The sequence below is a fragment of the Micromonospora sp. USAFONa4 genome, from assembly GCF_057197825.1.
In genome coordinates this window covers 5,292,939-5,309,229 of record NZ_CM170072.1, presented here as the reverse complement: position 1 = coordinate 5,309,229, position 16,291 = coordinate 5,292,939, and the positions used below count along the sequence as shown (strand labels likewise).

Below are 16,291 nucleotides of genomic sequence, written 5' to 3'. Positions count from 1 at the left end.
AGGATGGAGCGGCAACCCCGCCCGGGGCACCGTCGGGCTGGGGCACGATGGGGAGAAAACGGAAAGGTCGTGACCATGAGCCACGAGACACCGGCGGCGGAGCGTCCGCTGACCACCGCACTCGCGGAGGCCGCCGCGACGGCCGGGCACGCCCCGTCGGTGCACAACAGCCAACCGTGGCGGTGGCGGGTGCTGCCGGACGCGCTGGAGCTGCGGGTGGTCCGCGATCCGAAGCTGACGGCGACCGACCCGGAGGGCCGACTGCTGGCGTACAGCTGCGGGGCGGCGCTGCACCACGCGCGGGTCGCGCTGACCGCGGAGGGCTGGACCGCCGTGGTGGAGCGGATGCCCGACCCGACCGACCAGGACCTGCTGGCCCGGCTGACCGGAATGGCCCGCGCGGAAGCCGACCCGGAGGCCATGCGCCTGGTGCAGTGCATGCAGGTGCGGCACACCGACCGGCGCCCGGTCAGCGAGGAGCCGGTGCCGACCACCGCTCTCGGGGAGATCGCCTCGGCGGTCGCCGCCGAGGGCTGCCAGCTCCAGTTCCTCGACCGCGACAACGTCCTGGAGCTGGCCGCGGTCGCCAGCCGCGCCGCCTCGGTCGAGGCGGAGGACTCGCAGCTGCGCGAGGAGTTGGAGTACTGGACCAGCCGGGCCGGCACCGGCACCGGCCTGCCGCCGGAGGTGCTGCCCGCCGAGGCGCCGCGGACCACCGTGCCGGCGCGCGACTTCGGCCGCCCCGGCACCCTGCCGGTCGGTCCCGGGCACGACCGGGCCGCCGTGTACGGGCTGCTCTACGGCGACGAGGACGAGCCGGACAGCTGGCTGCGCGCCGGCGAGGCGCTCTCGGCCGCCTGGCTGACCGCGACCCGGCTCGGGATCTCCGTGGTGCCGCTGAGCGGGGTCGTGGAGGTCGCGGGCACCCGGCAGACGCTGCGCGGGCTGCTGGCGGGCCTCGGCTACCCGTACCTCGTGATCCGGCTGGGGCTCGCGGACCCGGCGCACGCGGGCCCGCCGCACACCCCGCGCCTGGAGGCCGCGCAGGTGGTCGACACCTCGGCGGTCCGCTCCCCCGACGCGTAACGCGGGCAGGACCACGGCCACCGGGCGGCTACCATCGCCCGGTGGCCGCCAGCGAACCGAGTCCCCGCCCCGAACCGCACGTGACCCCTTCCCTGGGGCTCAGCCCGCTGTCCCGGGTACGGCTCGACGAGCTGCTCCAGGAGATGCTGGACCGGGTCGGCGAGGTGGTGACCAGCCGGGAGCGGCTGCGTGCCCTGCTCGACGCGGTGGTCGGCATCGGCACCGACCTGGACCTGCGCAGCACCCTGCAACGGATCGTGGAGTCGGCCTGCGAGCTGGTCGGCGCCCGCTACGGCGCGCTGGGCGTGATCGGCCACGACCGCCTGCTGCACGACTTCATCACCTACGGCATCGACGCGGAGCTGCACGCCAGGATCGGTGACCTGCCCCACGGGCGGGGCGTGCTCGGCCTGCTCATCGACGACCCCCGCCCGCTGCGGATGCCCGACATCACCCGGCACCCGCAGTCCTACGGGTTCCCGCCGCACCACCCGCCGATGCACAGCTTCCTCGGCGTTCCCGTGCGCATCCGCGACCATGTCTTCGGCAACCTCTACCTGGCCGAGAAGCAGGGCGGCGCGGAGTTCACCGAGGACGACGAGGAGATCGTCGTCGCGCTCGCCGCCGCCGCCGGCGTGGCGATCGAGAACGCCCGCCTCTACGCGCTGGCCCACCGCCGGGAACGCTGGCTCGCGGCGACCGCCGAGATCACCACCGTGCTGCTGGGCGAGGTGCGTCGCACCGACGCCCTGACGCTGGTGGCGCGGCGCGCCCGCGAGGTCGCCGAGGCCGAGGTCGCCCTCGTGCTGCTCTACGACCCCGACGGCGAGAAGTTCACCGTCGAGGTGGTCGACGGGGCCGACGAGCAGGCCGACGCCCTGGTCGGCACCGCGCTGCCGGCGGCCGAGACGAGCTTCGCCGCCGCCGTCATCGAGGGCCGGCACGACCAGGTGGCGGACCTGGCCCACGCCGCTCCCTGGCCGGCGCTGCTGCGTACCGGCCCGGCGATGGTCGCGCCGCTGGCCACCGCCGACACCCTGCACGGGGTGCTGGTGATCGCGCACCGGGCCGACCGGGCGCCCGTCGCCAACGACGACGACATGGCCCTGCTGGGCAGCTTCGCCGGGCAGGCTGCCCTGGCCCTGGAGCGGGCCCGCGGGCAGGAGGAGCGGGAGCTGCTGGTGGTCCTGGAGGACCGCGAGCGCATCGCCCGGGACCTGCACGACGTGGTCATCCAGCGGCTCTTCGCCACCGGCCTGCAGTTGCAGAGCGCCGCCCCGATGACGACGAAGCCGGAGGTCGCCCGGCGGATCAACGCGGCGGTCGACGACCTGGACGCCACGATCAAGGACATCCGCCGCACCATCTTCGAGCTGCGCACCCCGATGAGCGCGGCGCTGCGCACCGAGATCCGGGAGGCGATCGAGGTGGCCGCCGAGTCGCTGGGCCACCGGCCCCGCCTGGAGCTGACCGGGCCGATCGACAGCGCCGTCCCCGACGCGGTCCGCCCGGACCTCACCGCCGTGCTGCGGGAGGCGCTCTCCAACGCCGTACGGCACGCGCAGGCCGACCGGGTGGCGGTGGCGGTGCGGGTCGAGGCGGGCCGGGTGACCGTGACCGTCACCGACGACGGGGTGGGCTGCGACCCGGCCGCCGCGCGGGGCGGCCTGGTCAACCTGCGCGAGCGCGCCGAGCGCCACGGCGGCGAGTTCGTGGTACGCCGGGCGGTGCCCCGGGGCACCGAGGTGTGCTGGTCGGTGCCGCTGCGCGACTGAGCCCGTGGACGGTGCCGTTACGCGGCCGGGCCGCAGGCGGCGCCGTTACGCAACTGGGGCCCGCAGGCGTCAGTGGGACTTGCCGAGGAGGCGGGTGGCGAGGACGGCCGCCTGGGTGCGGCGCTCCAGGCCCAGCTTGGCCAGGACGCTGGAGACGTAGTTCTTCACGGTCTTCTCGGCCAGGAACATCTTCCCGGCGATCTCCCGGTTGGTCAGGCCCTCGGCCACGTACTCCAGGATCCGCCGCTCCTGCTCGGTGAGGGACTTCAGCTCGCGGGGCTGCTCGACGCCGCTGCGGATGCGCTCCAGCACCCGGGTGGTGATCGCCGGGTCGAGCAGCGACTGCCCGGCCGCCACCCGCCGCACCGCGTCGACCAGGTCGGTGCCGCGGATCTGCTTCAGCACGTAGCCGGACGCGCCGGCCATGATCGCCGCGAAGAGCGCCTCGTCGTCCTCGTACGAGGTGAGGATCAGGCCCTTGATCGAGGAGTCCACGGCCCGGACGTCCCGGCACACGTCGATGCCGTTGCCGTCGGGCAGCCGCGCGTCGAGGATCGCCACGTCCGGCCGCAGCGCCGGGATGCGCCGGGCCGCCTCCTGGGCGAGGCCGGACTCGCCGACCACCTCGATGTCCCCGCTGCTTTCCAGCAGGTCGGCCAGGCCACGGCGGACGACCTCGTGGTCGTCGAGCAGGAACACGCGGATCATCCCTCGTTTCTACCCGCTGTCGACCCCTTCCCGCACGGGTCGAAGGTCCCGAACCGGCAACGCCCGCGCCACCGGCGGCCCGAACGGGCCCGCCGACCAGTGGCAGGGCGGTCGAGCCGGGGTCACCGGCCCGCGACACGGCCGCAGTCCCGCACGTGCGACGGGGCCGGTCGGGCCCGGCGGGACGGGACGTCCGGCCCTGCCCGGGCGACGCCCCGGTGACGCACCGTGGAGACGTACCACCCGCCGGCGCACGATCTGCCACGGAAGGAGCACGACCATGGACACCGGCTTCACCGTCGAGCAGCTACGGGCCGCCGCCACCGACGCCGTACGCGCGCCGTCGCTGCACAACACCCAGCCGTGGCGGTTCCGGCTGCGCGACGGCGGCATCGAGGTGCTGGTCGACCCGGACCGGCGGCTGCCGGCCACCGACCCCACCGGCTGGGGCGTGCGGATCGCCTGCGGGGCGGCGCTGTTCAACCTGCGGCTCGCCCTGGCCGTTGCCGGCACCCCGGCGACGGTGCGGCTGCGCCCCTACCCGGCCGAGCCGGACGTGGTGGCCCGGCTGGTGCCGGACGTGCCGCGCCGCCCCACCCCCGCCGAGCAGGCCCTGCACGCCGCCATCCCCCGCCGGTTCAGCAACCGCGCGCCGTTCTGGCCCGACCCGGTGCCCGCCGACGCCCGCTGGCGCCTCACGGAGGCGGCCCGCGCCGAGCAGTGCTGGCTGGAACTGGTGGTCGGCGTCAGCGCGGTGAACGCGTTCGGCGAACTCGCCCGCAGCTCCCACCGGGTGCTGGAGCGGAGCCCGCAGTACCGGGCCGAACGCCAGGAGTGGGTACGCTCCACGCCCGCCCCGGACGGCATTCCGGCCGCGTCCGGCGGCCCGCAGGGCGAGCCGCAGGACCTGCTGCCGTCCCGTGGGTTCGGCGGCCTCGACCGGGCGCCCGGGCGGGACTTCGAACCCGAGCCGCTGGTGGCGGTGCTCGGCTCGCCCGGCAACACGGCCGTCGACCAGGTCGTCGCCGGGCAGGCGTTGCAGCGGGTACTGCTGACCGCGACGGACTCGGGGCTGGCGGCGTCGATGCTGTCCCAGCCGATCGAGGTGCCGTCGGCGCGCGAGCAGCTGCGGCTGTCGCTGGGGCGGTTCGGCACCCCGCAGATGGTGCTGCGCGTCGGCTACGGCCAGCCGGGCTGGCCGACCCTCCGCCGCGACGTGGACGAGGTGCTCGACCTGCCGGTCACGCGGCCCTGACCGGCAGGTCGTGCCGGCACACTCCGTCCGACCGGCTCAGGCGTTACCCGCGCCCGTCGCGGCGAGCAGCGCCGCCTCCCGGTCGAGGTCGAGCCCGACGGGGGCGCGCTGCGGTCGGCCCGCCCGGGGCGGGACGGTGCCCACCTCTCGCAGCCACGCCCAGGTGTCGGCGACCGTCTCGGCCGCCGGGCGGCAGGTCAGCCCGGCCGCGTACGCGCGCTCGACGCCGCGCTCCTGCACCCAGCGGTACTCGTGCCCGGCCGGAACCCAGATCGGCAGGTCGTTCCAGGGCTCCACGCCGGCGGCCAGGATCGGCTCCGGGTCGGTCCAGCGCAGCCGGGCGTCGGCGCCGGTGGCCGCGACGCAGGCGTCGAGCAGCTCCCCCATCGTCGCGTGCCCGGGGCGGCTAACCGCGTTGAACGTCCCGCCCGGGCCCGCCGCGCCCAGGTCCAGCATCCAGCCCGCCAGGTCCCGCACGTCGATGTACTGCACCGGCAGGTCGACCGGGCCGGGCGCCAGCACGTCCCCGCCCCGCGCGATGCGCGTCAGCCACCAGGGCAGCCGGCCGATGTCCTCCCCCGGCCCGAGGATCAGCCCGGCCCGGGCAATCAGCGCCCGCTCGCCGAACGCCTCCCGCACGGCCCGCTCGGCGCCGGCCTTGTTGGTGGGGTACCCGCCCTCGTCGGCGTCCGGCTCCGCGTCCACCACCGGAGCGTCCTCGTCCACCCCGGCAGCGACGGGCCGTGCGTAGACGGATCCGCTGGAGACGTAGACGTACCGGCCGACCCGGTCGACCAGCGCGCGGGCGGCGTCGCGCGCCGCGCGGGGCGCGCCGTCCCAGGTGTCGACCACCAGGTCCCACTCGCCGTCCGCGAGTGCCGCCAGGCCGCCGGGCGCGGTCCGGTCACCCCGCAACCGGCGTACGCCCTCCGGCGTCGCGCCGTGCAGCCCCCGGTTGAACACGGTCACCGCCCAACCCCGCCGTACGCCCTCGGCGACCGTCGCGCCGCCCACGAATCCCGTTCCGCCCAGCACCAGCAGCCTCATGCGCTCCACTGTGCCCGCTCCGGGCGACGCTCCGGTCCCGTGTTCACGGTCGGCGGATCTGCCCACGGCAGAACCCGGCCGGACAACATCGGTCCGAAGTGGACCGCGGACGCCGCTGGCCGGGTGCGGGAAGAGGGTGTCTGACAGCGCGCATCCGGCTCGCCCGACAGGGCAGGATCGCCCACGGCCGTCGGGAACCCGACACGTCCGCCCTCGGCGCGCCGTCATTCCGTAGCGTTCCGGGTGCTTTCGGTTGGGTCTGGGGGAGGCACGGGTGTCCGAGGTCGTCGTTGAGGTCAGTTTCACGCCGCTGCCGGAGGACGACGACTTCGTCCTCGACCAGCTGACTGACGAGCTCGTGGAGGACCTCGGCGACATCGGCGAGGTGCGGCGGCTCGAGGCGCCCACCGGCCCTGACAGCAAGGGCGTCGGCGAGCTGGTGCTGGCCACCGTGGCCGCGGTCGCCGGAGCCGACCCGGGCTACGCGCAGGCACTCGTGGACCTGGTGGTGGGCTTCCTCAACCGCAACCAGGGTCGCCGGGCACACCTGAAGATCGGTGCCGTCGAACTGACCATCGACCAGGCGACCAAGGCGGAGACCGCCCAGCTGATCGACCTCGTCCGTGATGCGATCGAGCATTCCCGCTGATGGGTCGGCACGCCCTGGTGCTCGGCACGGCGACCTACCACGCCGCCCCGAAGCTCACCGCGCTGCCCGGCGTCCGGCAGGACGTCGAACAGGTGCGGACCGTGCTGGACAGCGACGGCGACTTCGACAGCGTCGACGCCCACGTCGACCTGCCCGCGACGCGGATGAAGCAGGTCGTCGAGGAGTTCTACGGCGCCCGGCGCACCGGTGATCTCGCGCTCTTCTACTATTCCGGCCACGGCATCCAGCACGACGACCGGCAGTCCCTCTTCTTCGGCACCATCGACACCGACACGACTCTCCTGCACACCACGGCGTTCGATGTCGAGGGCGTCCTCCGGCACATGCTCAACCACACCAAGGCCAGCCAGAAGGTGGTCCTGCTGGACTGCTGCTTCTCGGGCTCGTTCACCGCCCGTCACCGGCTCAGCGGCGGCGTACGGCAGGAGCCCCGGCGTCTCAAGCGCGAGCGTGGCACGTTCATGCTCCAGTCGAGCAGCCATCTGAAGGCGTCGAAGGCGCAGGGCCCGGACCGGCCCTCGGTCTTCACCGAGGTCCTGCTCACCGGCCTCCGCGGTGCGGCTCGAGCGACCGCGGAGGACGGCTGGCTCACCGCGAGCGACCTCTCCCGGTACGCGATGACTGAGATGTCACGTCGCCGGGAGGACAAGCCGGTCGAGTCGAGCGAGGGTGTCACCGACCCGATCCCGCTGGTCGCGGGGTCGGACGAACGGCCACCGCGGAGCCCGGGCGTACGGAGCGACGAGCCGGAGGACGCACCCTTCGACACCGAGCGGTGGCGTCGTCTGCTCAACTACCACGTCGCCTGCCTGCAACGCTCCGCCGTCCTGCAGTTCTTCGTCAACCCGGCGAACAAGGACTCGTACCTCGCTGCGCCAGCGGGCCGGGAGATCATGCTCTCGGCCACCGAGCCGGTCCCGCTGAAGGAGCGCGGCCAGCGGCTGGCCGGGCTGGCCGAGGCTGGTGGCCGCTGTCTGCAGTACGGCTACCCGATCGTGGCGCTGCCGCAGAAGGGCACCCAGCAGGTACGACTGGCGCCCCTGCTCGTGTCGGACCTGACCGTGGGGGACGACGGGTTGGCGCACCCGGCACCGCCGCAGCCCAGTCCAGCTCTGATCGACCATTTCCAGCTGGCTGCGGTCGAGGCGGACGAACTGCGGCAGGCAGTGGCCGAACGACTCGTCCCCGGCGAGCACAAGTCCCTCGCCGAGGTGGCCGATCTGGTGGCGAACACGTTCGGGCTGAAGCCGGTGTCCGCCCTCGACCCGGAGAATCTGGTCGGGATGGTCAACCGCGGGCCCGTCAACCGGGTGCAGAACGCCGGGATGCTGTTCGCCGCGGGCAGCGCGGAGTCCCCTGAGCGGCAGCTCATCGAGGACCTGCAGGACATCGTCAAGAACGCGGGGAAGATCGCATCGACCGCACTCGGCACGTTGTCGAGCGGTGTCGAGGCCGGGGCGGATGAGCAGGATGCCGAAGTCCTGACGGTGGCGTTGAGCTCGGTCAACGAGACTCAGGAGGACGTCATCCGGGCGGCGATGAGCCGACCCCTGACTGTCGCGCAGGGGCCGCCCGGCACCGGCAAGAGCCAACTGGTGACCGCATTGCTGGCGACCGCCACGGCCGCCGGGCAGAGCGTGCTGATCGGCTCGACCAACAACCGGGCTGTCGACGAGGTCGTCGAGCGGGTCACCGGCATGGTCGGCCCGGGCCTGGTGCTGCGTACCGGGAACAGGGAGTACCGGCAGCAGGAGCCGCAGTACCTCGCCGAGGTGATGCAGGCATGGCCACCGCCGGTGCCGGAGGCCGGCGGGCCGGCCAACGAGTTACGACTCGTGGCGCAGGAGATCACGCGGTTACGCGAGGATCTCGACGAGCGTCGCCGCCTTGAACGGGATCTCGCCGACCTCGCCTTCGAACGGGACCGCTCACTCGCCGACACCGACGACGCCGTCCTGGCCAAGCTGGTCGACCTCACCGACCGGGCACTGACAAGCCGATGGTTCGGGTGGTGGTATCGCAGGCGACTGCGGTCGCGAGGCGTGTTCGACCGGGATGCGATCACCGCCCTCGGCGAACAGGCGGTCATCGAGCAGTGCTGGCGCGAGCGACGCCAGCGACTCCGGTCCCGGCCGGGCACCGCCGAAGAAGTCTGGAAGCGGCTACGGACGCTGCAACACGACACCAGACCCGAGCACAGCGACCAACTGGTGCGGGCGCAGATCGCCGCCCGGGTGGCCGGCAACACGACCCTGCTCCGCAACCGCGCCGACGAGATGGCCAAGCCGGAAGCACGAAGCTGGGCCTACATGAGCGAGCTTCTCGCCGCGCTACCAGGCTGGGCCGTCACCGCGATGTCGGCCCGCCGGCTGCTGCCCAGGGCGGGGCTGTTCGACCTGGTGATCATCGACGAAGCCGCGCAGTGCACCGTCGCTGCCATCCTGCCGATGCTCTACCGGGCGAAACGTGCCCTGATCATCGGCGACCCGCGGCAGCTCACACCGGTCGTCGAGCTCTCCGACACCGACGACCGGGGCGAGCAGGCCCGCGCCGGGCTCGGACACGAGTGGCTGACCAGCCGGCGGCTCACCCACCGGAACCACTCGGCGTACGAGGCGTTCGCGACCGCGGCAGGCAGCACCATCCTGCTCGACGAGCACTACCGCTGCCACCCGGAGATCATCGACGCACCGAACCGGGTCGTCTACCAGAACCGGCTGACGGTTCTCACCGACCCGGCCCGGCTGGCCGCACCGGCAGAGTCCGCCACCCGCTGGGTGGACGTGTCCGGCCGCTTCACCCGAGGCGCCACAGGCTCCGGCCGCAACGCTGACGAGGTTCACGCCGTGGTGGGCGAGGTCCAGCGGCTGCGCAAGGAGTACCCGGGCGTCACGATCGGCGTGGTGACGCCCCTGGCCGAGCAGCAGCGGATCCTGGACCGCGCGCTCCAGGACGCCGGCCTCGCCGACGACCTGCGGTGCGCGACCATCCACAAGTTTCAGGGCAGCGAGAAGGACATCATGGTCGTCTCGCCCGTCGGCGCTCACGGCATCAGCGAGCGCACCCGTGGCTGGCTCGTCGAGCAGACGAACCTGTGGAACGTGGCGATCACCCGCGCCAGGTCCCAGCTGATCGTCGTGGGTGACCGATCGTGGTGGTCCGGGCAGCGCGGACTGCTGGCCGATCTCGCCAGCCCGCCCGCGCCGACGGCCACGGACGCCGGCGTCGACGCGCGCCCCGTCGACCAACTGATCGCCGGCCTACGCGACGCCGGGCTGACGGTGCGTTGGGGCACGCCACTGCCGGGCTATCCGGTCGACCTCACGCTCAGCCTTCGCGACAGGAGCCTGGCGGTGCTTGTCGACGATCCCGAGGGTGATCCGGGCGGGAGGCCGCTACGGCGGGTCCTGGGCAGGCTCGACATCGTCGCCGCGGCCACGGAGGTCAGGCGGGTACCTGCCTGGCGCTGTCTCGCCGAACCGGAGCAGGTGGTGAAGGAACTGCGCGACGCGGTCGAGGGAGGCATTCGCAAGGGCGACGCCTGATCACCGTTCGGCAGGGATGACAGCTGGTGGGCGATACTGGGTTTGAACCAGTGACCTCTTCCGTGTCAAGGAAGCGCGCTCCCACTGCGCCAATCGCCCGGGGTGACCGCCCGACCCGGCAGGCCGGATCACGAGGGGCGGATCGCGAGCGGACGACGGGATTCGAACCCGCGACCCTCACCTTGGCAAGGTGATGCGCTACCAGCTGCGCTACGTCCGCGTGCCGCCGGTGTTCGTCGGCGACGGGGGAAACTCTACCCGACGGCAAGATCGCCTGGCACGCCGCCCCGCCGGAGGCCGGGCGGGGCGATGATTGCGCTGGTAGACCACGGGGTACTGGGGCCATCGACAGCACACCACATCCCCTGACCAAGGAGGCTGTCGTGGGTATCGGCACCAGCATCTTCCTGATCGCGCTCGGCGCGATCCTCACCTTCGCGCTCGACGCGAGCCTCGGCGGCATCAACCTCGACGTCGTCGGGTGGATCCTGATGGCTGCCGGCGTGCTCGGCCTCATCATGACCACGCTCATCTGGGGACGTCGCCGCCAGGTGGTCAGCACGACCGAGCCGGTCGAGTACCGGCGGGTCGAGGAGCGCCGGGACGTCGCACCGCCGCTCTGACGCTCATCCACGCGGCCGCCGGAGCTGAACGGTCGCGCAACGCACCGTCGACGTGCCGGTCACCCGGAGCAGGGTGGCCGGCACGTCGCGTCCGCCAGCCGTACGACCAGCCCCGGCGCCCCGCTGCCCGGCGGTGCCGGGGTCGCCGCTGGACCGGCTCGCTGGCGAGCGTCGCCAGCGGGTAATAGCGTCTGCTGCCATGCGGACGGAGCCGGACAGGTCGCGGACGCGCGTACGGCCATCGTCGCGTTCCCGCCCCGAGCGCGCCGAGGCCGTCGTCGCGATGACCCGGCTCGCCGCCGGCCCCGATCCCGTTCCGGCCGTCCTCGGCGAACTGGCCCGCCGGTCCGCCGCCACGGTCGCCCTGGTCGGCGTCGATGGCACCGTCCTGAGCGTCCGGGCGGGTCGACACCCGCTCGCCCCGGCCGTGCTGGCCGCGGCGGCCCGCGCCGTACCCGACCTGCACGCGCGCGGCACCCCGGCGGCCGTGCGGGGCGGCGACGGAGCGCCCACCGTCCACCTCGTCGCCCTCGCCGCCGCCGAACCCGGTGACGGCGCGGACTGCGATCCCGACGGCGGGACGGACCCGCCGCCGTGGCTCGCGGCCGTCGACCCGGCGGACCCGGTCCCGGGCGATCTGCTCGCCGACGCCGCGCGCCTCCTCGGGCTCTGCTGGCGGCTGGACCGCTCCGAGCGGGCTCGGCGTCGGGTGGCCGCCGGCGACGGCCGGGGCCGGGAGGCGGTGCTGCACCTGCTCATGGTCGGCGACGTGGCGCCGGCCCGGCGCGTCGCGGCGGCGCTGCTCCCCCACCTGCCGGACGTGGCCCGGGTGTGCGTCGTCGAGTGTGCTCCCGGCCGACGTGGCGAGGCGGCCGGGCAGGTGACCCGTGCGCTGGGTGGGCGGGCGTGGGTGGTGCCCTGCCCGGTGCGCTCCCGGCACCTCATCGCGCTGGTTCCGCAGCACGGCGGAGCGCCGGACGCCTGCGGCCACGACGCCGACGTGGCGGGCCGGCTGATCAGTCAGCGGGTGCCGGGCACCCGGGTAGGGGTCAGCGAGCCGGTCCCGTTGCACCGCACCGCCGTCGGCTACGAGCAGGCGTTCCACGCGCTCGCGGTGGCCCGGAGCCGGCCCGAGGGGCACTGCCGCTTCGACCGCCCGGCAGACCTGCGGTCCGCGGCGGGCCCGGCGGGGAGTGACTGGGCCTCGACGCTGCTGGCGCCGGTCCTTTCGTACCGACCGGGCCGACGCACCGACCCCGACGGGCAGGAGCTGCTGGCGACGCTCGGCTCGTGGCTCGCCTTCGACGGTGCGGCCCACCGCCACCTGCGAATCCACCGCAACACCCTCGCGGCCCGGCTGGCGCTGCTGCGCGACCGCCTCGCCCTGGACCTGTCCCGGGTCTCCGACCAGTCGGTCGCGTGGCTGGCCCTGCGCCTACTCGGCCCGACCGCGCCCGACGGCGGTGGTGGTGACAGCGGCGGCGGCGGTGACAGCGGCGAGGGCGGCGGTGGTGACGGCAGCGAGGGCGGCGACGAGGACGTCCGGTGGAGCGGCCTGGACCGGCTGCTGGCCGCCCCGGCCCTGCGCCTCTGGGCGCACGGCCAGGTCGCGCCCCTGGCCGCTGACGGGACGGCCGTGGGCCTGGCGACGGTACGCGCCTGGCTCCGCGCCGACGGCCGGCTTCCCGGCACCGCCGCCACGCTCGGGATCTCGGTGTCCGCCGTACGCAAGCGGCTGGGCCGGGCCGAGCAGGCCCTGGGACGCTCGCTGCTACGCGGGCCGAGCGCCCGGCACGAGTTGTGGCTCGCGCTGCGGATCCTCGACTTCCGGCCGGACTGAGCGGACTCGCTCCCGGCCGGATCGAGCACGGCGGTGGGCCGGGGTCGCTGTGCAGGCCGGCACTCGCGACGCTCCCGCTGTGCGGATCGGTCCTCGCCTTCGTCGGCAGAGATTTCCTACCGTGGAATTACAGCCGGTACGGGACGCCGGCCGTCCACCGACCCGCGTCCGGACGCGCGGCACGGGGAAGCACGTCCGACCGGTCACTCCGGGGGGAGGCGCGGCCGCCCCGTCCACGCCGACGGCCGTGGGCGGGGCGGTCGCCGTCGGTGCGCCCGGCGGACCTCCGCTGCTGATGGCCGCGGGTCCACCCCCGCCGTGGGCCGTAGGCGTTCGTCGGTGGTCACGGGCGCTCGGCGTGGAGGGCGGGGAACGACGAAGGCCCGCCACCATCCGGTGACGGGCCTTCGTGTTGGTGGGCGATACTGGGTTTGAACCAGTGACCTCTTCCGTGTCAAGGAAGCGCGCTCCCACTGCGCCAATCGCCCTCGCTTGTTACCGAGGTGGGGACGGGATTTGAACCCGCGTACACGGCTTTGCAGGCCGTTGCCTCGCCTCTCGGCCACCCCACCGAGGTTGCCCCCGTCATGCGTGGCGGCAGCTCCGAGCGGACGACGGGATTCGAACCCGCGACCCTCACCTTGGCAAGGTGATGCGCTACCAGCTGCGCTACGTCCGCACGTCTCCGGCGTTAACCGGTGACGGGTGAGAACTTTAGCCGAGCGGGCGAGCGGTTGCCAAATCGGGGTGGCTCGCGGCGAGTCGGGTGGGACCGTCCCGCCACACACCTGCGGCGGAAGGGTGACGTCCCACCCATCACCTAGGCTTCCTAGGAGGATGGGCCGGACTCGTCCGCCGCCCGCAGCCGCCACGGCCTGCGGCCAGGATCCGCTCCGGGAACTGTCCGGATTCCGACTCTGGCGGGCAGAACGGACCGTGATCCGTAACTGCCCGTGTTCGATTGGATGGGCTACGGTAACGGCGTGACGAGACGTGCGGCGGAGATCCGCCTGGATGCCCTGCTGCGCACGGCCTGTGACGTGATCGTGGAACGCGGCCTGGCCAACACCCGCACGGCCGACGTGGCCCAGGCCGCCGGAGTGAGCCAGGCGTTGGTCTTCTACCACTTCGCCACGAAGGACCGACTGCTCGCGCAGGCGTTCGCGTACGCGGTGGAGCAGGATCTGGCCCGCCTGGACGCGGTGATGCGCTCCAGCGCCCCGCCCCTGACCAAGCTCCGCCGGATCGTCCGGCTCTACACGCCGGCGGGCCGGGCGACCTCCTGGGCGATGTGGATCGACGGCTGGGCGGAGTCGCTGCGTACCCCGGAATTGGAGAAGCTCTCCCGCCGGCTCGACCTGCGCTGGCGCGAGGACCTGGCCACGGTCATCTCGGACGGGGTCCGCGACGGCACCTTCGAGTGCGCCGACCCGTCCGGGGCGGCGTGGCGGATCAGCGCGGTGATGGACGGGCTGGCGGTGCAGCTCGCGGTGCACGACCGGGTGATCTCCCGCCGGCAGTTCGCCGAGTGGGTGCGCCTGCTCACCGCCCGGGAGCTGGGGCTCGACCCGACGCAGCTGGACTGAGCCGGACCGGCCGGGCGCGACCGGCGCTCCGGCCGCCCGCGAAGCCGGCAAAACGGCTCGGCTCCCCGAGGCAGCCGGAACAATCGTCGGCATGGACCCGCTGGAGACGTACCGCCGCAGCCTGGCCGAGTTCACCGACCGGGTGGCGCAGGTCGGCCCCGACCAGTGGTCGGACCCGACCCCGTGCCCCGACTGGGACGTCCGGACGCTGGTCAACCACGTGGTGGGCGAGGACCGGTGGAGCGTCGCGCTGCTCGCGGGGCGGACGATCGAGCAGGTCGGCGACCGCTACGACGGCGACGTGCTCGGCCCGGACCCGGCCGGCGCGGCCCGGGAGGCGGCGGGGCAGGCCGAGCTGGCCTTCACCCACCCGGGGGCGCTGGAGCGCACCGTCGGGCTCTCCTCCGGCGAGACCCCCGCCGACGAGTACCTGCACCAACTGACCGCGGAGCACCTGATCCACGGCTGGGACCTCGCCGTGGCGATCGGCGCGGACCCCCGGCTGGACGCCGACGCGGTCGCCGCGTGCGCGCAGTGGTTCGCTCAGCGGATCGGCGACTACCAGCGGGGCCGGCTGGTCCGGCCCGAGGTCGACGTGCCGGCGCGGGCGGACGAGCAGGACCGCCTCGTCGCCGCCTTCGGCCGCGACCCCGACTGGGCGCCGTGAGGGACCCGACCGGACGCCCCGGGCGTGCTCCCGACCGCACGCCGTGACGCGACGCGGCGGGGGTTGCGCGGCGGGCCGGGACGCGGACCCGGTCGTCAGGCGGCCGCCGGGCCACGCCGACGGCGCTCCCGCAGCCGGCGCAGGGCCGGCGGGTGGACGTTGGCCAGCGTCAGGTCCCCGCCGTAGTGGGCGAGCACCCGGTGGTCCATCAGCCGGCGCCACACCGGCGGCACCAGCGCGGCCAGCACCATCGTGGCGTAGCCGGCGGGCAGCTGCGGGGAGGACTCGAAGGTGCGCAGCGTCTGGTAGCGGCGCAGCGGGTTGGCGTGGTGGTCGCTGTGCCGCTGGAGCTGGAAGAGGAAGATGTTGGTCACGCTGCGGTCGCTGTTCCAGCTGTGCCGGGGGTCGACCTTCTCGTAGCGCCCGGCGGGGGTGCGCTGCCGGGCCAACCCGTAGTGCTCCAGGTAGTTGACCACCTCGAGCAGGGAGAACCCGGCCACCGCCTGGAGCGCCAGGAACGGCAGTACGCCCGGGCCGAGGGCGACGGCCAGCGCCGCGTAGAGCGCGAGGGTCATCGCGAACGCGTTGAGCACGTCGTTGCGCCACGTCCACGGGCTGCGCCCCCGCAGGCGGAGCCGGGCGGCCTCCAGCCGCCACGCCGAGCGCAGGCTGCCTGAGACGGTACGCGGCCAGAACGCCCAGAAGCTCTCCCCCAGCCGGGCGCTGGCCGGGTCCTCCGGTGTGGCGACGCGGGTGTGGTGGCCCCGGTTGTGCTCGACGTGGAAATGCCCGTACGCGGCCGGCGCGAGGGCCACCTTGGACAGCCAGCGCTCCACCGTCTCGCGCTTGTGGCCCAGCTCGTGGGCGGTGTTGATGGCGATGCCGTCGACCACACCCATCGTGGCGACCAGGCCGGCCGCCCCGACCACCGTCAGGTCGCCCCGGGCCCAGACCGCGCAGCAGAGCACCAGCCCGGCGTACTGGGCGGGCAGGTAGAGGTAGGTCAGCCAGCGGTAGTAGCCGTCGGCTGCCAGCCGGGGCACCGCCTCGTCGGGCGGGTTGCGCCGGTCCTCGCCGACCAGCAGGTCGACCACCGGGATCAGGACGAACACGGCGGCGGGGGTGAGCCACCAGGCCCAGGCGTCGCCGGTGGCCCGCCAGGTCGCCCAGCCGACGAACGGCAGCGTCGGGACGAGCAGCGCCAGGGGCCACCAGGGCCGGCGGGTGTCCCGCCAGCCGGCGGCGGTGGCGGGCGCTGAGGGGTCGAGGGCCATGGCCGGCCTCCGCTCTGTCGCGGTCCTCCCTCGACTGTGACAGCCGTCACGTCCGTGTACAAGGGACTGTTTTTGTCGAAACCAGCGCGGGGAGGGGCGCCGCCCCGGCGTCCGCGAGGGCTCCCGCGACGCGCCGGGCCGCCTTGAGTAGGCGCGACCCTTGTCCCCACCCAGGCAGGCTGATATCCACAGATGCGCATGCGTAACCGCGCTGC

Annotated in this window: 12 protein-coding genes and 5 tRNA genes; 9 read left to right on the top strand and 8 right to left on the bottom strand. The window is 74.0% G+C overall.

The window, feature by feature from the left end; genetic code table 11:
• Positions 1–75 precede the first annotated feature (75 nt).
• Together AC0OO9_RS23440 and AC0OO9_RS23435 are read left to right on the top strand one after the other, a co-directional pair.
• Positions 76–1,086 carry an Acg family FMN-binding oxidoreductase gene (locus AC0OO9_RS23440; protein ID WP_484512380.1) on the top strand — a complete coding sequence of 337 codons (1,011 nt, stop codon included), beginning with the start codon at positions 76–78 and terminating at the stop codon, positions 1,084–1,086.
• 143 nt (positions 1,087–1,229) lie between these two features.
• Positions 1,230–2,861, top strand: coding sequence for a sensor histidine kinase (locus tag AC0OO9_RS23435; protein WP_484518018.1), 1,632 nt, complete (start codon positions 1,230–1,232; stop codon positions 2,859–2,861).
• Between the two features lie 69 nt (positions 2,862–2,930).
• On the opposite strand, the gene AC0OO9_RS23430 is transcribed toward AC0OO9_RS23435, so the two are convergent.
• Positions 2,931–3,569 carry a response regulator gene (locus AC0OO9_RS23430; RefSeq protein ID WP_132233210.1) on the bottom strand — a complete coding sequence of 213 codons (639 nt, stop codon included), beginning with the start codon at positions 3,567–3,569 and terminating at the stop codon, positions 2,931–2,933.
• A 280-nt stretch (positions 3,570–3,849) separates the two neighbouring features.
• Between AC0OO9_RS23430 and AC0OO9_RS23425 the strand changes: the two genes are divergently transcribed.
• Complete coding sequence (locus AC0OO9_RS23425; RefSeq protein WP_484512379.1) at positions 3,850–4,824, top strand: Acg family FMN-binding oxidoreductase; 975 nt, start codon at positions 3,850–3,852, stop codon at positions 4,822–4,824.
• Positions 4,825–4,860: 36 nt separating this feature from the next.
• Here the strand turns inward: AC0OO9_RS23425 and AC0OO9_RS23420 are convergent, their stop codons facing one another.
• Positions 4,861–5,871, bottom strand: coding sequence for an NAD-dependent epimerase/dehydratase family protein (locus tag AC0OO9_RS23420; RefSeq protein ID WP_484512377.1), 1,011 nt, complete (start codon positions 5,869–5,871; stop codon positions 4,861–4,863).
• Between the two features lie 274 nt (positions 5,872–6,145).
• Between AC0OO9_RS23420 and AC0OO9_RS23415 the strand changes: the two genes are divergently transcribed.
• Both AC0OO9_RS23415 and AC0OO9_RS23410 read left to right on the top strand, forming a co-directional pair.
• Entirely contained in the window at positions 6,146–6,520 is a 375-nt protein-coding gene (locus tag AC0OO9_RS23415; protein WP_484512376.1) for a hypothetical protein, read from the top strand.
• The gene (locus AC0OO9_RS23410) at positions 6,520–10,086 is read left to right on the top strand and encodes an AAA domain-containing protein (RefSeq protein WP_484512374.1); all 3,567 of its coding nucleotides are present in this window, start codon (positions 6,520–6,522) and stop codon (positions 10,084–10,086) included. The genes AC0OO9_RS23415 and AC0OO9_RS23410 overlap by 1 nt, the downstream gene beginning before the upstream one ends.
• A 24-nt stretch (positions 10,087–10,110) precedes the next feature.
• On the opposite strand, the gene AC0OO9_RS23405 is transcribed toward AC0OO9_RS23410, so the two are convergent.
• A tRNA-Val gene (locus AC0OO9_RS23405) sits at positions 10,111–10,185 on the bottom strand.
• Positions 10,186–10,233: 48 nt separating this feature from the next.
• Positions 10,234–10,306: transfer RNA gene (locus AC0OO9_RS23400), tRNA-Gly, on the bottom strand.
• A gap of 163 nt (positions 10,307–10,469) precedes the next feature.
• On the opposite strand from AC0OO9_RS23400, the gene AC0OO9_RS23395 reads away from it, so the two are divergent.
• Positions 10,470–10,709: a DUF6458 family protein gene (locus AC0OO9_RS23395; RefSeq protein WP_091620076.1), complete on the top strand. Its 240-nt coding sequence runs from the start codon at positions 10,470–10,472 to the stop codon at positions 10,707–10,709.
• Between the two features lie 199 nt (positions 10,710–10,908).
• The gene (locus tag AC0OO9_RS23390) at positions 10,909–12,549 is read left to right on the top strand and encodes a helix-turn-helix domain-containing protein (protein WP_484512372.1); all 1,641 of its coding nucleotides are present in this window, start codon (positions 10,909–10,911) and stop codon (positions 12,547–12,549) included.
• 413 nt (positions 12,550–12,962) lie between these two features.
• Here AC0OO9_RS23390 and AC0OO9_RS23385 read toward each other — a convergent pair.
• The 3 genes from AC0OO9_RS23385 to AC0OO9_RS23375 all read right to left on the bottom strand — a co-directional run bounded on the left by AC0OO9_RS23385 (position 12,963) and on the right by AC0OO9_RS23375 (position 13,228).
• Positions 12,963–13,037, bottom strand: a tRNA-Val gene (locus tag AC0OO9_RS23385).
• 13 nt (positions 13,038–13,050) lie between these two features.
• Positions 13,051–13,121: transfer RNA gene (locus tag AC0OO9_RS23380), tRNA-Cys, on the bottom strand.
• A gap of 34 nt (positions 13,122–13,155) precedes the next feature.
• Positions 13,156–13,228, bottom strand: a tRNA-Gly gene (locus AC0OO9_RS23375).
• A gap of 304 nt (positions 13,229–13,532) precedes the next feature.
• On the opposite strand from AC0OO9_RS23375, the gene AC0OO9_RS23370 reads away from it, so the two are divergent.
• Together AC0OO9_RS23370 and AC0OO9_RS23365 are read left to right on the top strand one after the other, a co-directional pair.
• Positions 13,533–14,135 carry a TetR/AcrR family transcriptional regulator gene (locus AC0OO9_RS23370; RefSeq protein WP_421457964.1) on the top strand — a complete coding sequence of 201 codons (603 nt, stop codon included), beginning with the start codon at positions 13,533–13,535 and terminating at the stop codon, positions 14,133–14,135.
• Positions 14,136–14,226: 91 nt separating this feature from the next.
• Complete coding sequence (locus tag AC0OO9_RS23365) at positions 14,227–14,802, top strand: TIGR03086 family metal-binding protein (protein ID WP_393172213.1); 576 nt, start codon at positions 14,227–14,229, stop codon at positions 14,800–14,802.
• 95 nt (positions 14,803–14,897) lie between these two features.
• Here the strand turns inward: AC0OO9_RS23365 and AC0OO9_RS23360 are convergent, their stop codons facing one another.
• Positions 14,898–16,076, bottom strand: coding sequence for an alkane 1-monooxygenase (locus tag AC0OO9_RS23360; protein ID WP_484512370.1), 1,179 nt, complete (start codon positions 16,074–16,076; stop codon positions 14,898–14,900).
• Positions 16,077–16,291 lie beyond the last annotated feature (215 nt).